Origin of the sequence: Sphingomonas sabuli (assembly GCF_014352855.1) — a bacterium.
Lineage (GTDB): Bacteria > Pseudomonadota > Alphaproteobacteria > Sphingomonadales > Sphingomonadaceae > Sphingomicrobium > Sphingomicrobium sabuli.
The window spans coordinates 741965-764816 of sequence record NZ_CP060697.1 but is presented as its reverse complement, the minus strand read 5'-3'; the positions used below and the strand labels follow the sequence as shown (position 1 = coordinate 764816).

Below are 22852 nucleotides of genomic sequence, written 5' to 3'. Positions count from 1 at the left end.
ACTTCCCTTAGCAAGTACACTTTGTAATCCCCACAAAAAGCGACTCGGCTAACCATCCAATTCCAATGCAATTCCTACTTGTCTAGGCACATTCCTACATTTAAGAGAGAGGTCATGACGTCGAACCCACGCACCGTGCTCGAACGCCTTTGCGCGGAACGCGGCGAGGATTTTGCCGGCCTGTCGCGAATGCTCGGTCGCAACCCGGCCTATATTCAGCAATTCGTGCGCCGCGGCGTCCCGAAGAAACTGAAAGAAGAAGAACGGAAGAAGCTGGCGCGCTTTTTCGGCGTTCCGGAGTCGCTGCTGGGCGGCCCGCCCGACAGTGGGCGGGCGGCTGCCGGACTGGTGCCCGTCAAGCGGACGATGGTCCGTGCCTCCGCCGGCTATGGCGCGGTCTCGGGAGAGGAAAGGGACAGGCCTTATTTCGCGTTCGACGAGCATTGGCTGCGGACGCTTACCGGTTCGCCCTCGTCGAAATTGTCGATCATCCGCGTCGACGGCGATTCCATGGCGCCGACGCTAAGCGCCGGCGACGATATCCTGGTCGACCTTGGCGATTGCATGGAGCGGATGCGCGACGGCATTTACGTGCTGCGTGCCGACGACGTGCTGGTGGTCAAACGGTTGGCGATCCACCCCACCGGGCGGCGTTTGACGGTCCAATCCGACAACCCGGCCTATCCCGACTGGCCGGACTGCGACATCGACGCCATCCACTGCATCGGCCGCGTGATCTGGGCGGGACGGCGCCTGTCCTAGGCGCGCTTCCGGTCGAGCAGCCAGACGATCAGCGCGACGATGATGCCGACGCCAAGGCCGATCCACACGCCCGCCAGCGCGTTCTGCATGGCCAGCCCGCCGAAGAAGCCGGCCATGATCGCGACAAGGATGAAGCAGCCGCCCGCGCGGCTATCGGCTGGTTGCATGACAGCGCCCTTGGCAGACCGCGCGGCGCGGCGCCAGCCGGGTCAGACCGACGGAAAGTCCAGCTTGAGCAGCAGCGCGGTGTAGCGCGGTTCATCGCGTAGCGGGTCGATGAACGGATCGGTCTTTGTGCGCAGCAAGCCGGAATCGCGGATTTCGAAGGCGCGATAAAGCGCCGCGAATGCCCGGTCCTTATCGCCAAGCTGGGCGTAAAGCTGGCCGAACTGGAAGCTGGCGGCATCGCCATAGCGCTCCGTAAGCTGGGCAATGACCGGTCCGGCTTCAGCCGCGCGGCCGGTCCGGCCGAGGATTGCCCCTTCGACCACCAGCCGGTTGTAATCCGAGGCCGGTGTCTTTTCCGCATAGGCCCGGGCTTCGTCATAGCGACCTTTGATAACCAAGGCGTACGCCAACAACTCGGGGAAAATGAACAGATACGGCTTGTCGCGTTCGATCGATTTGCCGAAAGCGATCGCCTCGTCGAAGCGATCCATGCTGATCAGCACCATCAGCCGCGCGATGTAGACCTGCGGGTTGAGCGGATCGAGCGCGATCGCGCGGTCGACCAGCCGGAGCGGCTCGTCCCTGCCGCCCATCGACGCGAGCAGGATGGCGAAATCGCCCATAACCTCGCCCTCGCCGGGGGCGAGTTCGATCGCCTTGCGATAGCCTTTGATGGCGGGTCGAACCCACAGCTGGACGCGATTGATATCGGCGATTGCGCGATGCCCGCTGGGCAGGTTGGGCGCGAGTTGCAATGCCCGCTCGGCAAGCCGCGCGGCCTTCAGCCGGTTGCGGTCCAGCTCCGCGACGTCCTTCGCGAAGGTGCTTGCGAACCAGTTCACGAACATCGCGGTATTGGCATAGGCTTCGGCGTAACGCGGATCGCGCCGGATGGCGGCTTCACCCAGGCCGATGGCCTGCAGCAAGGCGGCGTCGTCGCCGCGCTTGCTCGCCTCGACTGCCTTGAACATCAGGCTTTGCGCTTCGGCGTCATTGGTGTCCCCGACGGTGATCGCGTCGCGGGCGCGTGCGCCGAGCGTGATGCTCAGCGCCTGGGCCACGCTTTCCGCAATGTCGGTCTGGATCTCGATCTCGTCGCCGGGCGGCCGGTCGTAGCTTTGCGACCAGCGCTCGATGCCGTCCCTGCCGTCGATCAGCTGTGCGCTGACGCGGATCGTCGATGGCGACTGGCGGACGCTGCCGGTCAGGATGTTGCCCACGCCGAGCTTGCGCGCCGCCGCTTGCGCATCGTCGTTGCGGACCGCTTCGGACGACGTCCTTCCGACGACTTCAAGTCCGGCAAGCCGCGCCAGCGCGCTGCGCAGTTCCTCCGCGATACCGTCCGAAAAGTAGCGCTGCGCGGGATCCTTGCTGAGGTTGGCAAAGGGCAGGACGGCAATGCTTCCCGACGCCGGTGATGATCGCAGCAATGCCCATCCGCCGACACCGGCGGCGGCCGCGACCGCGGCACCCCCGCCAATCAGCGCGGTGCGCCGGTCGATCGCCGACGAGCGATCAGGTGGCGAGGGCGCGCCGCTTTCGCCCGCCAAACGCCGGACCGAGCTGAGTACTGCCTGAAATCGCGGGTCCGAATGATCGCCGCGCCAAGCGGTCAGGGGCAGGGCCTGCGTTTCGCCGAAGCCGAGCGGCAAACTGACCTTGTCGATGGTGACCGGAACGTAGACGCGTCGTTGCTGCGCCCGGGCCGCCTCGTCCTGCACAAAGGTCCCGTCCGCGCCGACCGACCGCTTGCTCCAGACCACGATGACGCTTTTAGCCGTGCCGAGCTCCGACTCGATCGCCTGGCGCCATTGGGCGCCGCCGCCGATCTGCTCGTCCCACCAGACGGAATAGCCTGCCGCCTCCAGCGCCTCGACCAGCGGTTTCACCCGCCGCCGGTCCTCGGCTTTGTAGGAGACGAATATATCGCTCATCGTGACAATCGCCCCCGGGCCCGGGACACAGTCTTATGGCTAAAGCGCCGCTGCCGCAAACCCTCCCGACGGCATGGCTAACGGTTCGTTGACGATGATCGTCGGCACGATGGCAACGCCTTGCCGCTAACGCCGGAAGTATGGATTCGCCCTATATTTCCGGCCGGCCGGCACTCGCCGACGCGGCCGAGCTGATTGAGCGCTTTGGCGACGACGCCGGGCTCGAGGCCGCGGTGCGTGCCGAGCAGAGCCGCGACGCGGGCAATGTCGTACGCTTTTGCCACTGGCGGCAGATCGAACGGGTGATCGTCACCCTGAGCAGTCGGGAAGTGCGCGGAAGCATTCATTAATTCGCCATCGGTCTGGCGCGGTTCATGCGCGCCCTCTAGGCTGGCGGGATGAGCTTCACTTCAGGGGTGGGGAAGAGGGCGCGCCTGCTTTGCGCCGCCGCTGCCGCGGCGCTTGCAGCCGCGCCAGCCGCCGCCCAGCAACCCGACCCGCCAGTGCCCGAGCTGGACCCGTCCGCGCCGCTGGACCCGATGCCTGACATCGGGGTCGACTGGCCGGACCTCGGCGCGCCCGAAGCGCCGCCGCTCCAAGAGCCGGGCCCGGTCGCAGCAGCGCGGCCAGCAGCCGATGCGTCGGGGGAGCTGTCCTATCGCATCGCCATTGATGGGCTGGAGCGGATCGGCAACCGCGACCTGCTGGTCAGCGAGTTCGAAAAGCGGTCGGCGCTTTACGCGGAGCGCCGCGCAACCGCCAACGCCGCACAGATCCAGCGGCGATCGGAAACGGATTCCGAACTGATGGCGGAAATCCTCCGGTCGCAGGGCTATTACGATGCCGCGGTGGAGCCGGTCATCCAGCCGGAGGGCGCGACGGTGGCGGTAACGCTGGAGGTCGATGCGGGCCGCCAGTATCGCTTCGGCACCGTCGAGCTGCCTGGACTGGCCGAGGCCGGGGTCGAAACCGAAGCCTTGCGCGAGGCCTTCGCGGTGCAGGCGGGCGACCCGGTCGTCGCCGCGGACGTCATTGCCGCCGGGCAATCGCTCAAGCTCGCGCTTGGCGAACAGGGTTTTGCACTGGCCGAGGTCGGCGAACAGCAGATCGTTGTCGACCACCGCACGCAACTGGCCAGCCTGGTGCTTCCGGTCGACCCGGGACCGGTCGCGCAGTTCGGTGCCATCCGGGTCAGCGGGCAACCGCCGTTCAGCGTCAACCACGTCGCGACCATCGCCAGGTTTGAGCGCGGCGACCGGTTCGAACGCGACAAGGTCGACGATCTGCGCCGCGCGCTGATCGCCACCGGGTTGGTTGCGTCCGCCGACGTGGCGATCGCGCCGGTGGGCGAAACCGGAACCGTCGACCTCGACGTCACGTTGGCCCCGGCGCCAAGCCACACGATTGCCGGCGAAGTCGGTTACGGCACCGGCGAAGGCGTGCGCGCCGAGGCCAGCTGGCAGGACCGCAATTTCCTCAACCCGGAAGGCGCGCTCACGCTGCGCGGGATCATCGGCACGCGTGAACAGCTGGCCGGGGTCGATTTCCGCCGCAACAATTTCGGCGCCCGCGACCGCGTGCTGCAGATGCAGCTGGCCGCCAGCCATTCCGAATATGACGCCTACGAAGCGAAGACCGTGCGGCTGTACGGCAGCCTTGAACGGGTCAGCACGATCATCTGGCGCAAGACCTGGACGTGGGGCATCGGCGGCGAAATCCTCGCCACCGACGAACGCGGCGTGTTCGATGATCCCACCGTCAAGGAAACGCGCACCTTCTTCATCGGCGCTCTGCCCCTCAGCCTAGGTTATGACGGTAGCGACGACTTGCTCAACCCGACGCGCGGCTTTCGCGCGGCGCTCCACCTCAGCCCGGAAATCTCGCGCAAGAACGGGTCGTTCACTTATGCTCGTGCCCAGTTGGACGGCAGCGCCTATTTCCCGGTCGGCGAGCGCACGGTGCTGGCAGGACGCGTTCGCCTTGGCACCATCGCCGGGGCCGATGCGCCGTCGATCGCCCCGTCGCGGCGCTTCTATTCCGGCGGCGGCGGGTCGGTTCGCGGATACGGCTATCAGAAGGTCGGCCCGCGCGATTTCGAAGGCGATCCCGTCGGCGGCAAGACGCTGACCGAATTCGCGGTCGAAGCCCGCGTCCGGCTCAACGCCTTCGGCGGCAATTTCGGGATTGTCCCGTTCCTCGACGGCGGACAGCTGACCAACAAGATCACTCCGGACCTCAACAGCTGGCAGTTCGGAGCCGGCATCGGCCTGCGCTATTACTCCAACTTCGGGCCGATCCGGATCGACGTCGGCACACCGCTCAACCCGCGCGACGGCGACAGCCGCGTGGCGGTCGCCGTCTCGCTCGGCCAGGCGTTCTGATGGCCGACACCACGGTCGTCGAAGCCGAAGGGGATGCCGATGCGCCCCGGGAGGCGGTTCATTATCGGCTGAAGCGGAACTGGGCGCGGCGGCTGGCGGGCGAACTGCTGGCCCTGTTCATCGGCCTTCTGGCCTTGCTGGCGGTAGGGCTGGTCATCCTCGATACCGCGCCCGGGCATCGCTGGATCGTCGACCAGATCGTCAAGCTGGAGACCGCGTCGGGTCTGAAATTCCGGATCGGGCGGATCGAAGGCTCGATCTTCGGCAAGTCGACGCTGCGCAATTTCGAAGTGCTCGACAAGAATGGCGTGTTTTTCCGGGCGCCTACGGTCGAGCTCGACTGGACGCCGACAGCCTATCTGTACAACAAGTTGTCGATCGCCAGCGTCCATGCGGATCGCGCGCGGCTGATCCGGCGACCGGAACTGAAGCCGAGTGCGCGCAAGGGCGCGACACTGCCGGGGTTCGACATCCACATCGGCAGATTGTCGATCGACCGGCTGGAAATCGGCCAGGCCGTGACCGGCACCGAGCGGGTTGGGCGCATCGTCGGCGCCGCCGATGTCCGGTCCGGCCGCGCGCTGGTCAACCTGATCGCTTCAGTGGACGGATCGGACCAGCTGCGCATTGCGCTGGATGCCGAACCCGACGGCGATCGTTTCGACCTCGAGGTTCGCGCACGGTCGGCGGCGAACGGCGTTCTCCCGGCCCTGTTCGGCTCTAAGCGGCCGCTACAGGTCGTCATCACCGGCGACGGGACGTGGCGGACATGGCGCGGATCCGCCGCGGTCGACCTGTCGGGACAACCGGCGGGTCGGCTCCAGCTGACGGCCGACGAGGGGCGCTTCGGCCTGCGCGGCGTGCTGTCCGCGGCGCAATTCCTCAAGGGGCGGACTGCGCGGCTCGCGGCGCCCGTGATCCGGGTGAGCGGAGATGCGACGCTCAAGGACCGGCTGCTCGACGGCAAGCTGACGCTGGGCACGAATGCGCTCCGGGCGGTGGCCAGCGGCGCGCTCGACCTTGGCAGCGACAGTTTCCGCTCGGTCCGTATCGGCGTCGACCTGCTGCGCCCGCCGGCGCTGTTCCCCAACATGACCGGCCGCAACGTCCGGCTGCTGGTCACGCTCAACGGGCCGTTCGACAGCGCCATCTACACCTACCGTTTGACCGCACCGTCGCTGACTTTCGACCGAACCGGCTTCGTCGACGTGCGCGCGGAGGGACGCGGGAAATTGTCGCCGTGGCCAATGAAGGTCCCGCTGCACCTGCAGGCGCGGGCGATTACCGGGATCGGCCAACAGGCCAGCGATATCCTCGCCAATGCCAGCCTCGACGGCGTGCTGACCGTCACGCCCAAGTTCGTCCGCGGCGACAATTTGCAGCTGCGAAGCGCGCAACTGAGCGGCAAGGTCGCCTTGCTGATCGACCTCGTCACCGGCCGCTTTGAGATCATGTTGTCGGGCGGGCTCAAACGCTATTTTATCGAAGGGTTCGGGCTGGTCGACGTTCTTACCGACCTGCGCGTGGTGCCGGGGCCGAACGGACAGGGCTCGGTCGTGACCGGCTCCGCCAAGGCGTGGGTGCGCCGGCTCGACAACAGCTTCTTCAAAAATCTGACGGGTGGGCTGCCGCGGCTGGAAACCAACCTTTCGCGCGGCGCGGACGGCGTCCTGCGCTTCACCAACCTGCAGGTCTATTCGCCCAAGCTGCGCCTGTCGGGGGAGGGCGTGCGGCGCAAGGACGGCACTTTCCACATCACGGCGCGCGGGCGCCAGGCGCAATACGGGCGGCTGCGGATGGTTCTCGACGGCAACATCGCTCGGCCGCGGGTGGAGCTGTTCCTCGACCGGCCGATGGAGTCACTGGGGCTTTCCAACGTCCGGCTGTTGCTCAACCCGACGGCGGCGGGGTTCGCTTATCGCGCGTCGGGCGGGTCCAAGCTTGGGCCATTCACCAGCAACGGTCAGATCCTGCTGCCGCGGGGCGGGGCGGCGAGCATCGCCATCGCCGCGCTCGATGTGAACGGCGCGCACGGGGAAGGTCGGCTGGTGGCACGTCCCGGCGGTTTCGACGGCCGCCTCGACCTGTCGGGCAGCGGGCTGGCAGGCTCGCTCCTTTTCTCGCCGTTGGGCGGCGCGCAGAAGATCGAAGCGCATCTCAACGCCGACAACCTCAACCTGCCGGGCGCGCTGACCGTTCGCAGCGGGCGGCTGGACGGCGCGATCGTGCTGGGCGACGGGCGGACCAGCCTGACCGGCGTGGTCAATGCCCGCGGGGTCGAGCTGAGCGGGCTGACGATCGCCCGGATCACGGCCAACGGCAATCTCGTCAACGGCATCGGTCAGATCCGGGCAGCGGTCGCCGGTCGCCGCGGCGCCGACTTCGCCTTCAATGCCATCGCCGACGTCGCACCGGACGAAATCCGCCTGACCGGTCGCGGTGAAGTCGATCGCAGGCCGCTGGTGCTCGAACAGGCCGCAGTGCTGACCCGGCTCGACGACGGCGGATGGCAATTGTCGCCGACCCGGGTGGCGTTCGCCGGCGGCAAGGCCGTGGTGTCCGGCAACAGCGGCGACCGTCCAAGCGTGCAGGCGCAGTTGCAATCGATGCCGCTGAGCGTGCTCAACATCGTCTCGCCCAACCTCGATTTCGGCGGGCGCGCGACCGGCAGCCTTGAATATGCGTGGAAGGGCGGTCGTTCGGGCAAGCTCAACCTGACGGTGCGCGGGCTGACCCGGTCCGGGCTGGTGCTGGCGTCCGAACCGATCGATCTTGGCGTCGCCGCCGTCCTTACCGGCAACAAGGCCGGAATACGCGCGGTCGCGGTCAGCGACGGCAAGACAATCGGCCGCGCGCAGGCCCGTTTCGCGCCGCTGGGCGGCGGCGCGGTGATGGCCGAACTGCTGCGCGCGCCGATGTTTGCGCAGCTGCGTTTCCAGGGTGCGGCGGACACGCTGTGGCGGCTTTCCGGGATCGAGATTTTCGACCTGACCGGCCCCGCGGCCATCGGCGCCGACATCGGCGGATCCTTGGCCAATCCGGTCATCCGCGGATCTCTGCGAACCCAGAATGCCCGGCTGGAAAGCCCGGTCACCGGCACGGTGATCGAGGGGCTGGAAACGCAAGGGAGGTTCGACGGGTCGCGCTTCGTCTTCAGCCGGTTGAGCGGCCGCACGCCGGGCGGCGGGACGATCCAGGGATCGGGCACGATCGCCTTCGCCGACGCGCAGACGCTGCTCGACCTGCGCTTCCAGGCGAACAAGGCGCGGCTGCTCAATCGCGACGACATCGCCGCGACCGTGACCGGCCCATTGCAGATCCGCTCGAACGGCGGCGGCGGGACGATTTCGGGCAAGCTTCATCTCGACAACGGCAGTTTCACGCTCGGCCAGGCCAGCGGCGCCTCCGAAATCCCGAAGCTGCAGGTGCGCCACACCGGCCTCGACCGCGCCGACGTGATCGAGGCGGAGCAGCTGCGCCCGTGGCGGCTCGATGTGGATGTCGCCGGGCGCGACCTGGCCGTGCGCGGACTCGGCATCCGCAGCAGCTGGACCACCGACCTGCACGTCGGCGGGGTCGCCAATGCGCCGGCGCTCAGCGGCCGCGCCGACCTCGTCCGGGGCAATTACGAATTCGCCGGCCGTACCTTCCGGCTGGAACGGGGCAACATCCGCTTCCGCGGCGAAAGCCCGCCGGACCCCTTGCTCGACATCCGTGCCGAGGCCCAGGTGCAGGGACTGGATGCGACGATCCTGGTGCAGGGCAGCGGGCTGAAACCGGAAATCAGTTTCGCGTCCGTGCCACAGCTGCCGCAGGACGAACTGCTGTCGCGGATTTTGTTCGGCACCTCGATCACCAACCTGTCCGCACCCGAAGCGCTGCAGCTGGCGTCGGCCGTCGCTGCGCTCAATTCCGGCACCGGCAGCCTCGACCCGATCAACGCGGTGCGCAACGCGGTCGGCCTCGACCGCCTGCGCATCCTTCCTGCCGACATCGCTACCGGGCAGCGAACGTCGATTGCCGCGGGCAAGTATCTGACGCGAAAGATCTACGTGGAAGTGATCACCGACGGCCGCGACTATTCCGCGACGCGGATCGAATATCAGGTCACGCGCTGGCTGTCCCTGCTGTCGTCGATATCGACCATCGGCCGAGCGAGCGTGAACGTGCGGGTGTCAAAGGATTATTGACGCGCCGCGCGGCGATTGCGACGAAGGCGGGGAGGGGGCTCGACATCATGAAGAACTGGAACGTCCGCAAGGCCATCGTCGCGCGCGAGGACATGGCCGAGGAGCATCGGTTGAGCCAGACCTTGTCGTGGCCGCACCTGATCGCGCTTGGAGTCGGGGCGATCGTTGGTACCGGCATTCTTACCCTGACCGGTGTCGGCGCGGCCAAGGCCGGCCCCGCGGTCATTCTCAGCTTCGCGATCGCGGGCCTGATCTGCGCCTTCGCTGCGCTTGCCTATGCCGAAATGGCGACGATGTATCCCGCGGCAGGCAGTGCCTACACCTATTCCTACGTCGTCTATGGCGAACTGGTCGCGTGGATCGTGGGCTGGTCGCTGATCCTCGAATATAGTCTCGTCGTCAGCGCGGTCGCGGTCGGCTGGTCGGGTTATGCCGCGGGCTTCCTCGCCAGTCTTGGGGCGGCCTTGCCGACGGAGCTCATCCAGGGTCCGGAGCTTGGCGGCATCGTCAACCTGCCGGCGATCTTCATCATCGCCGCGGTGGCCGGGTTGCTCATCTACGGCACTCGCGAGAGCGCCAACGTCAATGCGATACTGGTGGTCGTGAAGCTGCTCGCGCTGGCGCTATTCGTGGTCGTTGCCTTGCCCTTTTTCGACATCGGCAATTTTCAACCGTTCATGCCTTACGGCTTCCCGCGCAGCGGGCCATCGGGATCGGAAGTCGGGGTGATGGCGGCGGCGGCGATCATCTTCTTCGCATTCTACGGTTTCGACGCAATTGCGACGGCCGCCGAGGAAACCAAGGATCCGGACCGCGACCTTGGCATCGGCATCGTCGGCTCGATGATCCTGTGCGTGCTGATCTACATGGCCGTGGCCGGCGCCGCGATCGGCGCCCTGGTCTACACGCGTTTCGCGGATTCGCCGGAGCCGCTGGCCCTCATCCTGCGCGAAATCGGACAGCCCTGGGCGGCCAGCTTGCTCGGCGCGGCGGCGGTAATCGCCCTGCCCACCGTCATCCTTGCGTTCTTTTACGGGCAGAGCCGGATCTTCTTCACCATGGCCCGCGACGGTCTTCTGCCGACCAGCCTCGCGCGCGTCTCGAGCCGGGGGACGCCGGTCAGGATCACCATCTTCACTGCCGTTATCGTCGCGATCATCGCGGGCATCTTCCCGCTGGCGGACATCGCGGCCCTGGCCAATGCCGGCACGCTGACGGCGTTCATCGCAGTGGCGGCCTGCATGCTGGCGATGCGGCGGCGGGAACCCGATGCCCCGCGAAAGTTCACCACGCCGTTGCCGTGGGTTGTAGGCATCGTCGCAATACTCGGCTGCGCCTATCTGTTCTGGAGCCTGCCGATCAAGACGCAGCAATATTTTCTGGTCTGGAACGTGATCGGCCTCTTCGTCTACTGGCTCTTCGGGTCCCGCCATGCCGAGCGTGCGCGCGACGCCCGGGCAGCCTAGCCGGTGGCAGCGACCAACACCCGCCGACTGAAGAATATCGTCGGCGGGTCGGCCGGCAATCTGGTCGAGTGGTTCGACTGGTACGTCTACGCTGCCTTCGCCATTTATTTCGCCGAAACGTTTTTCCCCGCCGAAGACCCGACGGTCGAGCTGTTGCAGGCCGCGGCGGTCTTCGCGGTCGGTTTCCTGATGCGGCCGATCGGCGCATGGGCGATGGGCATTTACGCCGATCACCGCGGGCGCAAGGCGGGCCTTTCGCTGTCGGTCACCCTGATGTGCACCGGGTCGCTGCTGATCGCGATCGCTCCAACCTATGAACAGGCGGGCGTCCTGGCGCCCGCGGTCCTGCTCGTCGCCCGAATGATCCAGGGGATCAGTCTGGGCGGCGAATATGGGTCGAGCGCGACCTACCTGAGCGAAATGGCCGGCCGCGACCGGCGCGGGCTGTGGTCGAGCTTCCAATATGTCACGATCATCGGCGGCCAGCTCACCGCGCTGGCCTTCCTGGTCATCCTGCAAAGCGTCCTGACCGAGGCGGAGCTCACCGAATGGGGCTGGCGCCTCGCCTTTGGCATGGGCGGCGTGTTGGCGGTCGTCGTTTTCGTCATACGCCGGGGGCTCGACGAGACGCTCAGTTACGCCAACGTCGCGGGGCAGGTGGACCGGCCGAAGTCGAGCAGCCGCAACCTGTTCAAGGAGCATCCGCGCGAAGCCTTGCTGGTAATCGCGCTCACCGCCGGCGGTACCGCAGCCTTTTACGCTTACACCATCTACATGCAGAAATTCCTCATCAACACGAGCGGGTTCGACAAGGTCACGGCGTCGCGGATCATGACCGCCGGCCTGTTCTGCATGATGCTGGTCCAGCCGCTGGCCGGGGCGATTTCGGACCGCGTCGGGCGCAAGCCGATGATGATCTTCTTCGGCGCCAGCGCGACCGTGTTTACCTACCCCTTGTTCGTCGCGCTGGAGAGCGCGCGCAGCGTGCCGGTGGCGTTCATGCTGGTGATGGCGAGCCTGGTGATGGTCACCGGCTACACGTCGATCAACGCAGTCATCAAAGCGGAGCTATTTCCCGCGCATATCCGGGCGCTGGGGGTCGCGCTGCCCTACGCTCTGGCTAACACTGTGTTCGGGGGCACCGCCGAATATGTCGCGCTCTGGCTCAAGAGCATCGGTCACGAACGCTGGTTCTATATCTATATCTCGGTGCTCGCAGCCTGTTCGCTCGTGGCATACGTCACGATGCGGGAGACGAAGACCAGCAGCCGTATCCTGGAGGATTGACGGCTAGCGGGCGAGCCCCGCGCGGCCCGAGCCGACAATGTCTTCCAGCGACGCGCGCTTCCACGAACTGGCGGACAGATCGGCGCTGCCGTTGCGCAGATAATCCGGGCACATCCAGTCGACCGCCGCCACCTTGGGCGCGGCGGAGGCCAGCCGTTGTACGTCGAATTCCGTATCGAACAACAAACCCGCCTTGTCCCCGAACGCCCAGGCGACATTGGCAGCGAGCGATCCCGCCGCGCCGAGATCGAGCAGCAGCAGGACGCCGGGCACCAATTTGATGTCCGATTGCACCAGCGCTCCACGCGCCGAAATATTGCGGATGCGCACCGGCGCGGACTGGCGATTGACGGTCACCGTGCCCGACCAGATGAGGGGATGGCGCTGGGTTTCGCGGCGGCTTGCCGGGTCGTCGGCCGGTTCCTCCGGCTTGACCCGGCGCGGCTTCGACAACTCGGCGGCGGCTTCGGGAAAGTTCTGCTCGACCGCCCGGCGAACGAGTGTGTCCTGGTCCTCGCGCGAACAGTCGATTTGGGTCTCGTGGGCGAATTCCAGGCCGATGCGGCCGTTCTTGACCCAGCGCACCGCGGCCTCCAGCTGTCCGGTTTCGCCGAAGTCGACATCGATGCGATCCCACAGCCGCGGCTCGAGGTCGCCGGCGATCATCGCACCGCCGCCGGACAGGTTGATCAGCTCAACCTGGTACTTCCGCCGCTTGTGCAGGACGGTGACGCTTTCGGTCACCAGCCGGTGGCGGTCGCCCGACCGGCTGTCGGACCGCCGGCTTTCCTTCCGCCTGACTTCCAGCCCGGACAAGCCCGACGCGCCGCGCGCGCGCGGCCGCTTGCGGCCGACGACGAGCTCCGCAGCCGGCTTGCCGACGATGTCGTTGCGGAATTGGTTCATGCAACGTCCCCCAATCACCCGCGGATAAGCGATGGAGGGTTACGGAATGGTTCATTTCGGCGGGAGCGCCGCAAAAGCGCTCCCGCAGGTAAGGGATCAGGAAGAGTAATACATGTCGAATTCGACCGGCGACGGCGTGGTTTCCCACCGCATCACGTCTTCCCACTTGAGCTCCATGTAGGCGTCGATCTGGTCGTCGCTGAACACGTCGCCGCGGGTCAGGAATTCGCGGTCCTTATCGAGCGCGATCAGGGCCTCGCGCAGGCTGCCGCACACGGTCGGCACGTCCACCAGTTCCTGCGGCGGCAGGTCGTACAGGTTCTTGTCCATCGGGTCGCCCGGATGGATGCGGTTCTGGATGCCGTCGATGCCGGCCATCAGCAGCGCCGAATAGGCAAGGTACGGATTGGCCAGGGCATCCGGGAAGCGGAACTCGACCCGCTTCGACTTTTCGCCTGCGCCGTAAGGAATGCGGCACGACGCGGAGCGGTTGCGGCTGGAGTATGCGAGCAGCACCGGCGCCTCGAAGCCCGGGACCAGCCGCTTGTAGCTGTTGGTCGTGGGGTTGGTGAAGGCGTTCAGCGCGCGGGCATGCTTGATCACGCCGCCGATGAAGTAGAGCGCCGTTTCCGACAGGCCGGCATAGCCGTCGCCAGCGAACAGTGGCTTGCTGCCTTTCCAGATCGAAATGTGGGTGTGCATGCCGCTGCCATTATCCTTGGCGATCGGCTTGGGCATGAAGGTCGCGGTCTTGCCATACGCCTGCGCAACCATGTGCACGACATACTTGTATATCTGCATGCGATCGGCGGTTTCGACCAGGCTGCCGTAGGTCAGGCCCAGTTCGTGCTGCGACGGGGCGACTTCATGATGATGCTTGTCCATCGGCAGGCCCATCTCGATCAGTGTCGAGACCATCTCGCCGCGGATGTCCATCGCGCTGTCGACCGGGGCGACGGGGAAGTATCCGCCCTTGGCGCGCGGCCGGTGCCCAAGGTTGCCGCCATCATATTCGCGGTTGGTGTTGCCCGGCAGTTCGATGTCGTCGATTTTGAACGAGCTCGACGCATAGCCGTCTTCGAAGCGGACATCGTCGAACATGAAGAATTCGGCTTCGGGGCCGACATAGACGGTGTCGCCAATGCCGGTCTGCTTGACGTAGGCTTCGGCGCGCGTGGCGGTAGAGCGGGGATCGCGGCCATAAAGCTCGCCGGTCGACGGTTCGACGACGTTGCAAAAGAGGACCATCATCGGCGTTGCGCTGAACGGGTCGATGTAGGCTGCATCGAGGTCCGGCTTCAGGATCATGTCGGATTCATTGATGGCCTTCCAACCGGCGATCGAACTGCCGTCGAACATCAGGCCGTCGGTTAGCTGGTCCTCGTCGAGCAGGCCGCTGGTCATGGTCAGATGCTGCCACTTGCCCTTGGGGTCGGTAAATCGCAGGTCGACCCAGTCGATTTCCTCGTCCTTGATGCGCTTAAGAATCTTGCCCGCGTCGGCCATGCTTTGCTCCCTGGTGCGATGATTTCGATGCCCCGGATGCGCGGCATGCACCCGTTCCTGCAGAAGCAGCCGGTGCCTGTCGCGAATCCTAGGCTTGAGGCGAATATGTCGGGCCCTGACGGCCCCGAATCCAGACCGCCGTTAAATCTTCACGCGCTTGCGCATGGGCGGTGCTGCCTACCACGCAGCGCGCCCTGCCATTCCCAGCCGGGTCATGACCTGACCACCGTATACCTGATTGCGATGGGCGCGGGCAGCCTTGCCGCGTCGGTGGCCCTGTCGGACGACGTCGACACCAAGGTGGCGGAGCAGAGCGTGAACCGCAACGTCTAGCGGGCGGGCAACAACTTGTGTTAATCCTAACTTTAGTTAGGGTATGCAGAGGCGCCAATGCGCATCGGAATTTACGGTGCCGGTGGATTCGGACGGGAACTCGTCCAGCCGCTCCGGTTGGCTCATCCGAAAGCCGACCTCATGTTCATCGATGACGCTGCGACAGGCAGCCTTTGCGGCCTACCAATTTGCCGCATTGCGGATATGAAGCCAGGCGACCGCTACGTCCTTGCAGTCGCTGACGGCCGGCTACGGCAGACGCTGGATAAGCGATGCCTCGAGGCAGGACTCGTGGCGCAGGCTGTGATCGACCCTCGGGCAATCGCCGACCCTTCCATTGCCGGGCAGGGCGCGGTGTTTTGCGCGTATTCGACAGTCACCGTGCCACTTCGGATCGGCCGCCAGTTCCACTGCAACCTCTATTCCTATGTCGCCCATGATTGTGTGATCGGCGATTATGTCACGTTCGGTCCAAGGGTCAGTTGCAACGGCAACGTCCATGTCGAAAACTTCGCTTACATCGGCACGGGCGCGACGATACGGCAGGGGCAAGCGGGCAAGCCGCGCGTGATCGGAGAAGGCGCGGTGGTCGGCATGGGAGCGGTCGTCACCAAGGATGTGCCGCCATACACGACCGTTGTCGGCAATCCGGCTCGTGAGCTCAGGTGTGAACGTAGCCCGACGGCCTAGATCTTGCCGAGCAGGAACAGGATCAGCACTATCACGAGGATCACGCCGAGCATTCCCGACGGACCATAGCCCCAGCGGGCGCTGTGGCCCCAGCGGGGCAGGGCGCCGATCAGCAGCAGGATCAGCAGGATGATCAGGATGGTGGTCAGCGTGGCCGGCACTCCGTCAGTTGAACGCCGGGCAAAACGGTCAACTCGGACGCTGGTTTCAGGGTGGATTGCCGATCAGTAGGATCGGCGCTGCGCGGCCACCAGCATGCGCAGGAGCATGGCCACCGGGCGCGGCACGCCGACCTTGCCTTCGAGCCATAGGCTGACTGCCGAGCGCGACACGCCGATCGCCGCGGCCAGTTCGGACTGGGTTCGGTACCCAAGGCTGCGCATCGCGGATTTCAGTTCGTCCGGGGACATCGAGGCCAACCTGGCGTCCCGCGGACTGTCGACGTCAGATGGCATCGGTGCCCCGGTCTCCCGTCCTGATCCGCACCGCTTCGTCGATCGGGACGACGAAGATCTTGCCGTCGCCGATACGGCCGGTGCGCGCGGCCTGGGTGATCGCCTCGATCACGTTCTCGACCAGCACATCCTCAACCACCACCTCGATCTTCACCTTGGGCAGGAAGTCGATGACGTATTCGGCGCCTCGGTAGAGTTCGGTGTGGCCTTTCTGGCGACCGAAGCCTTTCACTTCGGTGACGGTGATCCCCGATACGCCGACGTCGTGCAGCGCATCCTTCACGTCGTCGAGCTTGAACGGCTTGATTACGGCTTCGATCTTCTTCACGCGGCTTCCTCGGTCGGACTGGGCGATCACCTAATGCCCAATCGCCGCCGCATTTGAAAGGCACAGGCCCGCGCGTGGACAAGGCGATCATCCTTTCGGCCGGCCAGGGGTCGCGGCTCGGGCACCTGACCGACGAAAGCCCCAAATGCCTGATCGACTTCGCCGGGCGCACCCTGCTGGACAGGCAGCTCGATACGCTGGCCGCCAATGGCGTTGGGCAGGCGGTGGTCGTGACGGGCTTCCGCGACGCCCTGGTCGAACAGGCGCTGGCGCGACGCACCGGCGGGCCCGACGTGCGGACGGTGTTCAATCCCTTCTACAAGGTCGCCGACAACCTCGGCTCCCTGTTCCTGGCGCGCGAGGAGCTGGCCGGCGACTGCCTGGTGTGGAACGGCGACACTTTGGTGTCGGATGCGCTGATGGCCCGGGTGGTGGGCAACGACCGGCCCGGCATCTGCGTCACCATCGACCGCAAGGACGCCTATGACGAGGACGACATGAAAGTCGTCGTCGGCGCAAACGGCCAGCTCAGGGAAATCGGCAAGCGGATCGGCGTCGGCGTCAACGGGGAATCGATCGGATTGCTGGCCTTCCGATCGGGCGGTGCCGAGCAGTTTCGCGAAGCGATCGAACGCGGCATGCGGACGCCCGAAGGCACCACCATCTGGTATCTTCGGATCATTCACCACATCGCCCAGCAGTCCGCCGTGTGGACGCTGGACATCAGCGGCGAACAATGGGGCGAGGTCGACTTCCCCGAGGACGTCGAACCAGCGCGGGCGCTGGCCCGGGGCTGGGACGAGGCGCGCTGACCGGTCCGATCATTGACACCCTTCCGCGAGGGCTCAAGTAACGGTCCAGCCGAATATGGGAGCTAGCATGCAGTCGCCTTATTCCGATCTTTCGCCTCGCCAGTTCTGGCGGTCCGGGGTGGCCGAAGCCGACGGACTGGTCGCGCCGGAATTGTACCGGAAGAAGTTCGAGATCGCGCAGGACATGCCGGTCATGACCGCCGGAAGCTGCTTTGCCCAGCATATCGGCCGCAACATGCGCAAGAACGGTTACAAGGTGCTCGACGTGGAGCGGCCGCCGCCCGGAATGCTCCCCGACGATGCGGCCAAGTTCGGCTTCGGCATTTATTCGGGGCGCTACGGCAACATCTACACGTCGTCGCAACTGCTGCAGCTGCTCCGTGAAGCCTTTGGCCTGATTGAACCGCACGACCCGGTGTGGGAACGCGACGGGCGCTTCTTCGACGCCCAGCGACCTTCCGTCGAGCCCAACGGCCTTGAAACTCGCGAAGCGGTCATCGCTCACCGGCAGTCGCATCTCAGCGCCATTCGCACCTTGCTCAAGAAGGCACGGCTGTTGGTCTTCACGCTTGGCCTGACCGAAACCTGGCGGCACAAAGAGAGCGGAACGGTCTATCCCACCGCGCCGGGCACGATCGCCGGGTCGTTCGACCCATCGACATACGAATTCGTCAATCTCGATTACGTGCAGGTGCTGGACGACATGGAGGCGGTCCGCGCGCTCGTGCTGGAACGCTTCCCGGGCATGAAATTCCTGCTGACGGTCTCGCCCGTGCCGCTTACGGCGACCGCGACCGACAAGCACGTGATGGCTGCCACCGTCTATTCCAAGTCGGTTCTGCGCGCCGTCGCCGGCAAGCTGTCCGACACCTATGACGATGTCGATTACTTCCCGTCCTACGAGATCATCACCTCGAGCCTGTCGGGGGGCAATTTCTTCGAAAAGAACCTGCGGTCCGTGCGGGCGGTCGGCGTCAATTCGGTGATGGAAACATTTTTCGCCGAGCATGGCGGCGGCGACCCGCCGGCGGCAGCCGCCGCAAAGCGCCGTCGCGTCGAGGACGCGGACGAGGATGACGATGTCGTCTGCGAAGAGGCCCTGCTCGAAGCTTTTGCCCCCAAGTCATGACCAAGATCGCAATATTGGGAAATTCGCACGCCGCGGCGTTCGCGCATGGCTGGCGCGAGATTGAAGGCGAGCGGCCTGAAGAGGTTACCTTCTTCACTGCACCGCGCGACCGCATGCGCACGCTTCGGGTGCAGGGTGGAAAGCTGGTCACCGACGACGTCGCCGCGCGGCGGATGATCGCCCGGTCATCGGGTGACCGCGGATACATCGACCTGTCATCGTTCGACCAGGTGTGGCTGGTCGGGCTGGGCGTCGGCATCCGGCCAGTGATGCAGATTTACCGCCGCTTCTTCACCGATCGCATGACGCCGGACGCGGATAGGACCGGCATTTCCCACGAAGGGTTCGTGGCCGCTGCGAAGGGCGCGGTGCAGCGTTCGGCGATGGCCGACGTTCTGGCCCTGGTGCGCGCCGTGTCCGACGCTCCGGTGCGCTGCATGCCCGAACCCATGCCGGCCCAGTCGGTGGTCGACGATGAGGATCGCGGCCAGCCCTGGCGCATGGCGGTCGAGCGAGGGGAGGAGTCGCAACTGCTGCAAATCTTTCATGATTCACTGCGCGCCAACGGGGTCGACTTGCCCGGTTTGCAGATGCAGCCGACCGCGACCCTGACAAATGACGGCTTTTACAGCGCGCCCGAATTCGCCGAGGCGCCGGCGCGGCTCAAGGACGCCGGCGACGGCGAGCACCCGACCGACAATTTCCACATGAACGCGAAATACGGGCGCACCTTCATTGAGGCGCTGCTCGCCGGTTAGCGCTGGCTGCGCGCCTTGATGTAGGCGTCCACTTCTTGCTCCAGCACGTCGAGTGGCAGCGACCCGTTTTCCAGCACCGCGGCATGGAAGTCGCGAATGTCGAATTTCGAGCCTAGCGCCGCCTTAGCCTTGGCGCGCAGCTCGAGGATTTTCAGCTGCCCGACCATGTAGCCGGTCGCCTGGCCCGGCCAGTTGAAATAGCGTTCCACTTCCTTGGTAGCGTCCGCTTTCGACAGCAAAGCGTTGTCGAGAAAGTATTGGATGGTCTGTTCGCGGCTCCAGCGCTTGCTGTGAATGCCGGTGTCGGTAACCAGTCGTACCGCTCGCCAAAGTTGCGTCGACAGCATGCCGAACTCGCTGATGGGATCCTGATAGAAACCCATTTCCTTGCCCAGTCCCTCGGCATAGAGCCCCCAGCCTTCGGAATAGGCCCCGTAGCCGCTAAAGCGGCGGAACTTGGGAACGTTGGGAAGCTCCTGGGCCAGCGCGATCTGGAAGTGATGGCCGGGCGCGCCTTCGTGATAGCTGATCGCCTCGATCTGCGGCTTCAGCACGTTCCGCATGTCGGCGAGGTTGACGTAATAGATGCCGGGCCGCGAGCCGTCAGGGGAAGGGCGGTTGTAGAAGGCGATGGACGCCGTCGCCTGCCGCCACGGTTCGACCGCGCGGACGTCGAGCGGGGCCTTGGGCAGGCGTCGAAACCATTGCGGTGCCGCGGCCATGACTTGCGCGATATAGCCCTTGGCGTCGGCCAGATATTGCTGCCGCCCGGCGGCGGTATTGGGATATTTGTATTTCGGGTTGGTCGTCAGTTCCTTGAAGAATTGCTGCAGCGTCCCGGTGAAGCCGACCTGCGCCTTGATCCGCTCCATCTCACCATGAATTCGGGCCACCTGCTGCAGGCCGAGTTGATGAATCTGGTCCGCGGTCAGGTCGGTGGTGGTCATGTCGCGCAGCTGGTGCGCGTAATAGGTTTCGCCGTTGGGCAAGCTCCACGCACCCTTGTTGCCTTGGGCCTGCGGCGCGATCGAGTCCCACGTGGCGAGGAATGTGCGATAGCCGGACTGGAAGGGGCCGGTCAGCGCGGCCCGCGCTTCGGAAACCAGCCGCGCCTTCTCCGCCGCCGGAGCATCGAGCTTTGCGACCTTGGCCTTGAAGTCGGCGAATACCGGCGTGTCCTTGCCGGACGTGAACGGGGCGCCGGCCAGCACCGCCTTGGCGTCGTCTCGCACCGGCGCGAAGTTCATCTGCGGCGGAATGATCCCCATCGCCGTCTGCTGCCGGATGTTGGCGCTGACTTCGCTCATCACGCGCTCGACCTCGCGCAGCCGGGCGTTATAGGCCTCGGCCTCGGCAACGGTTCCGATCGAATGGTTGTTGATCAGGAAGACGGGAATTTCGCCGGCCGGGCTGCCGTTGACGCTCGCTTCGAACCCGTACCAGCGCCAATCGGAATCGGCGATGTCCTGCTTCGCCTGGTAATCGAACAGCGTGTAGGTCAGGCGTCCTGCAGGAGTCAGCCGTGTCGGGTCGAAGCGGGCGTGCAATTCGTCCAGCTGCCGCCTGGTGATCGCCACGCTCTCGAGCCTGTGCGCGTCGGTGTAGCTGTTGAGCCTGTCATACTGATCCTTGCGGCCGAGCGAGGTGAGAAATTCCGGGCTGCGCGCCAACTGCTCTTCGAAGGCGGCGTCGACAAAAGCATCCAGCCGCTTTTCCTCGGCGACCGGATCGACCGGCGGCGCTTGCGGTGCCGGCGCGACCGTGGCGACGGGCACGACCGCGACCGGCGGCGGGCTGGTGGTGCATGCCGCGGTGGCGAGGAACAGAAGAACGAGCGGACGAGAGGCCTTCACCGGCATTCCTTTCGATAAGGTCGTCCGGCATTTGTAGCGAAGGCTGGCGGCGCGTCCACCGCCGCGGCTCAAGCGTAAGGCGGCTTGTCCAGGCCCTTGGGACTCTTCGTGAAAATCTCGCAGCCGGTGTCGGTGATGCCGATCGAATGTTCGAACTGAGCGGACAGCGAACGGTCGCGCGTCACGGCCGTCCAGCCGTCGTCCAGCAGCTTCACGTCCGCGCGGCCGATGTTGATCATCGGTTCGACGGTGAAGATCATGCCGGGCCGAAGCTCCGGGCCTGAGCCGGCGCGTCCCGCGTGAACGACTTCCGGACTGTCATGAAAAAGGCGGCCGACGCCATGCCCGCAAAAATCGCGGACCACGCTGTAGCGGTGCCTTTCTGCGTGGGACTGGATGGCGTGCGAAATGTCGCCAAGCCGGTTGCCCGGCCGCGCCTGTTCAAGCCCGAGCATCAGGCATTCGTAGGTAATGTCGACCAGGCGCCGGGCCTTGATCGGTACGTCGCCGACAAGGAACATGCGGCTGGTATCGCCGTGCCAGCCGTCGATGATCGGCGTGACGTCGATGTTGACGATGTCGCCGTCCTTGAGCGCCCGGTCGCCGGGAATGCCGTGACACACGACGTGATTGATCGAGGTGCAGCAGCTCTTGGTGTAGCCGCGATAGCCGAGCGTCGCCGGAACCGCCCCCGCGTCGCTGGCAATTCGATAGACGATGGCGTCGATTTCCGCCGTGGTGACACCGGGAACGACATGCGGCACCAGCGCGTCGAGTATCTCGGCGGCCAGCTGGCCGGCCTTTCGCATGCCGGCGAAGCCATCGGGCCCGTGCAGCTTGATGACGCCGTTCTTTGCTTCGACGCGGTCGTCGGCGGCGACGGTAATATATTGAGTCATGACGCCCAAATAGGCATTCGGGCGGGCGATGTCACCGGAGGACCGATTGGACGAGCGCAGGACCTGGACCGCGGCTTTGCTGGTGATCGGCGACGAGATCCTGTCCGGCCGGACCGAGGACAAGAATATCGCCCAGGTCGCCCACTGGCTGGACACGCAGGGGGTGCGGTTGCGCGAGGTGCGCGTGGTGCCGGACGACCAGGCGGCGATCGTCAGCGCGGTCAATTGGCTGCGCCCCAATCACGACTACCTCTTTACCACCGGCGGCATCGGCCCGACGCACGACGATATCACCATCGAATCCATCGCGGCGGCGTTCGACGTGCCGGTGATAATTCACCCCGAAGCGCGGCGGATTCTGGAGGAATATTACCGGGACCGGCCACAGGGGCTGACTGAAGCGCGCCTGCGCATGGCGCGCGTGCCATCGGGAGCGGAGCTCATCCCGAACCAGGCGTCTGGCGCGCCGGGGGTGAAGATGGGCAATGTCTATATTCTCGCCGGCGTGCCCAATATCGCCAGGACGATGCTCGAGGCGCTCGATGGGGCGCTGGAGGGGGGGCAACCGATGGCGTCGGTGACGATCCGCGCGTTCGCGGCCGAAAGCGATGTCGCTGACCTGCTCAAGGCGGTACAGGACGCCCACCCCGGCACGCAGATCGGCAGCTACCCCTTTTACAGGAGCGGCATGTTCGGGGCGGACTTCGTCGTCCGCTCGGACGAGGGCGCGAAAGCCGATGCGGCCGCTGCAGCACTGCGCGAGCGCCTGGCCGAGGCCGGAGTATCGACCGGCGAGGCGGACTGACCGGTGCGTTGACGCTCGGTCGGCGAGCACCTAATTCGGCGCCGCCATACGCGGGTATGATGTAATGGTAGCCTGTCAGCTTCCCAAGCTGAACGCGCGGGTTCGATTCCCGCTACCCGCTCCAGCAGAAGTCAGTCCGGGGACTGATTTTGCTGGCGCGCACGAGCGCAGCAAGTGGCGACCACACATA

At 65.6% G+C, this 22852-nt stretch carries 21 protein-coding genes and 1 tRNA gene; 13 read left to right on the top strand and 9 right to left on the bottom strand.

From position 1 onward, the window contains the following. Positions 1-114 precede the first annotated feature (114 nt). The gene (locus H8M03_RS03860; RefSeq protein WP_187480435.1) at positions 115-762 is read left to right on the top strand and encodes a S24 family peptidase; all 648 of its coding nucleotides are present in this window, start codon (positions 115-117) and stop codon (positions 760-762) included. Here H8M03_RS03860 and H8M03_RS03855 read toward each other — a convergent pair. Together H8M03_RS03855 and H8M03_RS03850 are read right to left on the bottom strand one after the other, a co-directional pair. Then, complete coding sequence (locus H8M03_RS03855; protein WP_187480434.1) at positions 759-929, bottom strand: hypothetical protein; 171 nt, start codon at positions 927-929, stop codon at positions 759-761. The genes H8M03_RS03860 and H8M03_RS03855 overlap by 4 nt on opposite strands. Before the next feature lie 42 nt (positions 930-971). Further along, entirely contained in the window at positions 972-2864 is a 1893-nt protein-coding gene (locus tag H8M03_RS03850; RefSeq protein WP_187480433.1) for a TIR domain-containing protein, read from the bottom strand. Between the two features lie 140 nt (positions 2865-3004). On the opposite strand from H8M03_RS03850, the gene H8M03_RS03845 reads away from it, so the two are divergent. The 5 genes from H8M03_RS03845 to H8M03_RS03825 are packed head-to-tail and all read left to right on the top strand — an operon-like array spanning position 3005 to position 12188. Beyond that, the gene (locus tag H8M03_RS03845; RefSeq protein ID WP_187480432.1) at positions 3005-3214 is read left to right on the top strand and encodes a hypothetical protein; all 210 of its coding nucleotides are present in this window, start codon (positions 3005-3007) and stop codon (positions 3212-3214) included. 48 nt (positions 3215-3262) lie between these two features. Next, positions 3263-5245, top strand: coding sequence for an autotransporter assembly complex protein TamA (locus H8M03_RS03840; RefSeq protein ID WP_187480431.1), 1983 nt, complete (start codon positions 3263-3265; stop codon positions 5243-5245). Continuing rightward, entirely contained in the window at positions 5245-9435 is a 4191-nt protein-coding gene (locus tag H8M03_RS03835) for a translocation/assembly module TamB domain-containing protein (RefSeq protein WP_187480430.1), read from the top strand. Before H8M03_RS03840 ends, H8M03_RS03835 begins: the two co-directional genes overlap by 1 nt. 47 nt (positions 9436-9482) lie before the next feature. Further along, positions 9483-10901 (top strand): amino acid permease, encoded by a 1419-nt coding sequence (locus H8M03_RS03830; RefSeq protein ID WP_187480429.1) that lies wholly within the window; start codon positions 9483-9485, stop codon positions 10899-10901. Between the two features lie 3 nt (positions 10902-10904). Further along, on the top strand, positions 10905-12188 hold the full coding sequence (locus H8M03_RS03825; RefSeq protein ID WP_187480428.1) for an MFS transporter: 1284 nt from the start codon (positions 10905-10907) through the stop codon (positions 12186-12188). 3 nt (positions 12189-12191) lie between these two features. On the opposite strand, the gene H8M03_RS03820 is transcribed toward H8M03_RS03825, so the two are convergent. Together H8M03_RS03820 and glnA are read right to left on the bottom strand one after the other, a co-directional pair. Next, on the bottom strand, positions 12192-13094 hold the full coding sequence (locus H8M03_RS03820; protein ID WP_187480427.1) for a PilZ domain-containing protein: 903 nt from the start codon (positions 13092-13094) through the stop codon (positions 12192-12194). 96 nt (positions 13095-13190) lie between these two features. After that, positions 13191-14600, bottom strand: a complete 1410-nt coding sequence (gene glnA, locus H8M03_RS03815; RefSeq protein WP_187480426.1) for a type I glutamate--ammonia ligase — start codon at positions 14598-14600, stop codon at positions 13191-13193. A gap of 18 nt (positions 14601-14618) precedes the next feature. Between glnA and H8M03_RS03810 the strand changes: the two genes are divergently transcribed. Both H8M03_RS03810 and H8M03_RS03805 read left to right on the top strand, forming a co-directional pair. Then, positions 14619-14933: a hypothetical protein gene (locus H8M03_RS03810; RefSeq protein ID WP_187480425.1), complete on the top strand. Its 315-nt coding sequence runs from the start codon at positions 14619-14621 to the stop codon at positions 14931-14933. A 57-nt stretch (positions 14934-14990) separates the two neighbouring features. Next, positions 14991-15623 (top strand): acetyltransferase, encoded by a 633-nt coding sequence (locus tag H8M03_RS03805; protein ID WP_187480424.1) that lies wholly within the window; start codon positions 14991-14993, stop codon positions 15621-15623. Here the strand turns inward: H8M03_RS03805 and H8M03_RS03800 are convergent. From H8M03_RS03800 to H8M03_RS03790, 3 genes are all read right to left on the bottom strand, one after another. Further along, positions 15620-15784 carry a DUF3309 family protein gene (locus tag H8M03_RS03800; protein WP_187480423.1) on the bottom strand — a complete coding sequence of 55 codons (165 nt, stop codon included), beginning with the start codon at positions 15782-15784 and terminating at the stop codon, positions 15620-15622. The genes H8M03_RS03805 and H8M03_RS03800 overlap by 4 nt on opposite strands. Positions 15785-15847: 63 nt before the next feature. Continuing rightward, positions 15848-16033, bottom strand: a complete 186-nt coding sequence (locus H8M03_RS03795; protein WP_246449068.1) for a helix-turn-helix domain-containing protein — start codon at positions 16031-16033, stop codon at positions 15848-15850. A 34-nt stretch (positions 16034-16067) separates the two neighbouring features. After that, positions 16068-16406: a P-II family nitrogen regulator gene (locus tag H8M03_RS03790; RefSeq protein WP_187480421.1), complete on the bottom strand. Its 339-nt coding sequence runs from the start codon at positions 16404-16406 to the stop codon at positions 16068-16070. 74 nt (positions 16407-16480) lie between these two features. On the opposite strand from H8M03_RS03790, the gene H8M03_RS03785 reads away from it, so the two are divergent. The 3 genes from H8M03_RS03785 (at position 16481) to H8M03_RS03775 (ending at position 19105) form a co-directional block, all read left to right on the top strand. Further along, the gene (locus H8M03_RS03785; protein ID WP_187480420.1) at positions 16481-17218 is read left to right on the top strand and encodes a phosphocholine cytidylyltransferase family protein; all 738 of its coding nucleotides are present in this window, start codon (positions 16481-16483) and stop codon (positions 17216-17218) included. A 67-nt stretch (positions 17219-17285) separates the two neighbouring features. Then, the gene (locus H8M03_RS03780) at positions 17286-18347 is read left to right on the top strand and encodes a GSCFA domain-containing protein (protein ID WP_187480419.1); all 1062 of its coding nucleotides are present in this window, start codon (positions 17286-17288) and stop codon (positions 18345-18347) included. After that, complete coding sequence (locus tag H8M03_RS03775; RefSeq protein ID WP_187480418.1) at positions 18344-19105, top strand: hypothetical protein; 762 nt, start codon at positions 18344-18346, stop codon at positions 19103-19105. The genes H8M03_RS03780 and H8M03_RS03775 overlap by 4 nt, the downstream gene beginning before the upstream one ends. Here the strand turns inward: H8M03_RS03775 and H8M03_RS03770 are convergent. After that, complete coding sequence (locus H8M03_RS03770; protein ID WP_187480417.1) at positions 19102-20964, bottom strand: DUF885 domain-containing protein; 1863 nt, start codon at positions 20962-20964, stop codon at positions 19102-19104. The two genes, H8M03_RS03775 and H8M03_RS03770, sit on opposite strands and share 4 nt — an antisense overlap. Before the next feature lie 62 nt (positions 20965-21026). Further along, the gene (gene map / locus H8M03_RS03765; RefSeq protein WP_187480416.1) at positions 21027-21857 is read right to left on the bottom strand and encodes a type I methionyl aminopeptidase; all 831 of its coding nucleotides are present in this window, start codon (positions 21855-21857) and stop codon (positions 21027-21029) included. Positions 21858-21903: 46 nt separating this feature from the next. On the opposite strand from map, the gene H8M03_RS03760 reads away from it, so the two are divergent. Both H8M03_RS03760 and H8M03_RS03755 read left to right on the top strand, forming a co-directional pair. Beyond that, positions 21904-22662, top strand: a complete 759-nt coding sequence (locus H8M03_RS03760) for a competence/damage-inducible protein A (RefSeq protein ID WP_246449065.1) — start codon at positions 21904-21906, stop codon at positions 22660-22662. Positions 22663-22712: 50 nt separating this feature from the next. Continuing rightward, positions 22713-22786 (top strand) — tRNA-Gly (locus tag H8M03_RS03755). Positions 22787-22852 lie beyond the last annotated feature (66 nt).

What these genes read in the sequence shown, in the direction of transcription:
- H8M03_RS03860 (WP_187480435.1), top strand. Translation starts at nt 115, where the DNA reads ATGACGTCGAACCCACGCACCGTGCTCGAACGCCTTTGCGCGGAACGC.
- H8M03_RS03855 (WP_187480434.1), bottom strand. Translation starts at nt 929, where the DNA reads ATGCAACCAGCCGATAGCCGCGCGGGCGGCTGCTTCATCCTTGTCGCG.
- H8M03_RS03850 (WP_187480433.1), bottom strand. Translation starts at nt 2,864, where the DNA reads ATGAGCGATATATTCGTCTCCTACAAAGCCGAGGACCGGCGGCGGGTG.
- H8M03_RS03845 (WP_187480432.1), top strand. Translation starts at nt 3,005, where the DNA reads ATGGATTCGCCCTATATTTCCGGCCGGCCGGCACTCGCCGACGCGGCC.
- H8M03_RS03840 (WP_187480431.1), top strand. Translation starts at nt 3,263, where the DNA reads ATGAGCTTCACTTCAGGGGTGGGGAAGAGGGCGCGCCTGCTTTGCGCC.
- H8M03_RS03835 (WP_187480430.1), top strand. Translation starts at nt 5,245, where the DNA reads ATGGCCGACACCACGGTCGTCGAAGCCGAAGGGGATGCCGATGCGCCC.
- H8M03_RS03830 (WP_187480429.1), top strand. Translation starts at nt 9,483, where the DNA reads ATGAAGAACTGGAACGTCCGCAAGGCCATCGTCGCGCGCGAGGACATG.
- H8M03_RS03820 (WP_187480427.1), bottom strand. Translation starts at nt 13,094, where the DNA reads ATGAACCAATTCCGCAACGACATCGTCGGCAAGCCGGCTGCGGAGCTC.
- glnA (WP_187480426.1), bottom strand. Translation starts at nt 14,600, where the DNA reads ATGGCCGACGCGGGCAAGATTCTTAAGCGCATCAAGGACGAGGAAATC.
- H8M03_RS03810 (WP_187480425.1), top strand. Translation starts at nt 14,619, where the DNA reads ATGATTTCGATGCCCCGGATGCGCGGCATGCACCCGTTCCTGCAGAAG.
- H8M03_RS03805 (WP_187480424.1), top strand. Translation starts at nt 14,991, where the DNA reads ATGCGCATCGGAATTTACGGTGCCGGTGGATTCGGACGGGAACTCGTC.
- H8M03_RS03795 (WP_246449068.1), bottom strand. Translation starts at nt 16,033, where the DNA reads ATGTCCCCGGACGAACTGAAATCCGCGATGCGCAGCCTTGGGTACCGA.
- H8M03_RS03780 (WP_187480419.1), top strand. Translation starts at nt 17,286, where the DNA reads ATGCAGTCGCCTTATTCCGATCTTTCGCCTCGCCAGTTCTGGCGGTCC.
- H8M03_RS03775 (WP_187480418.1), top strand. Translation starts at nt 18,344, where the DNA reads ATGACCAAGATCGCAATATTGGGAAATTCGCACGCCGCGGCGTTCGCG.
- H8M03_RS03770 (WP_187480417.1), bottom strand. Translation starts at nt 20,964, where the DNA reads ATGCCGGTGAAGGCCTCTCGTCCGCTCGTTCTTCTGTTCCTCGCCACC.
- map (WP_187480416.1), bottom strand. Translation starts at nt 21,857, where the DNA reads ATGACTCAATATATTACCGTCGCCGCCGACGACCGCGTCGAAGCAAAG.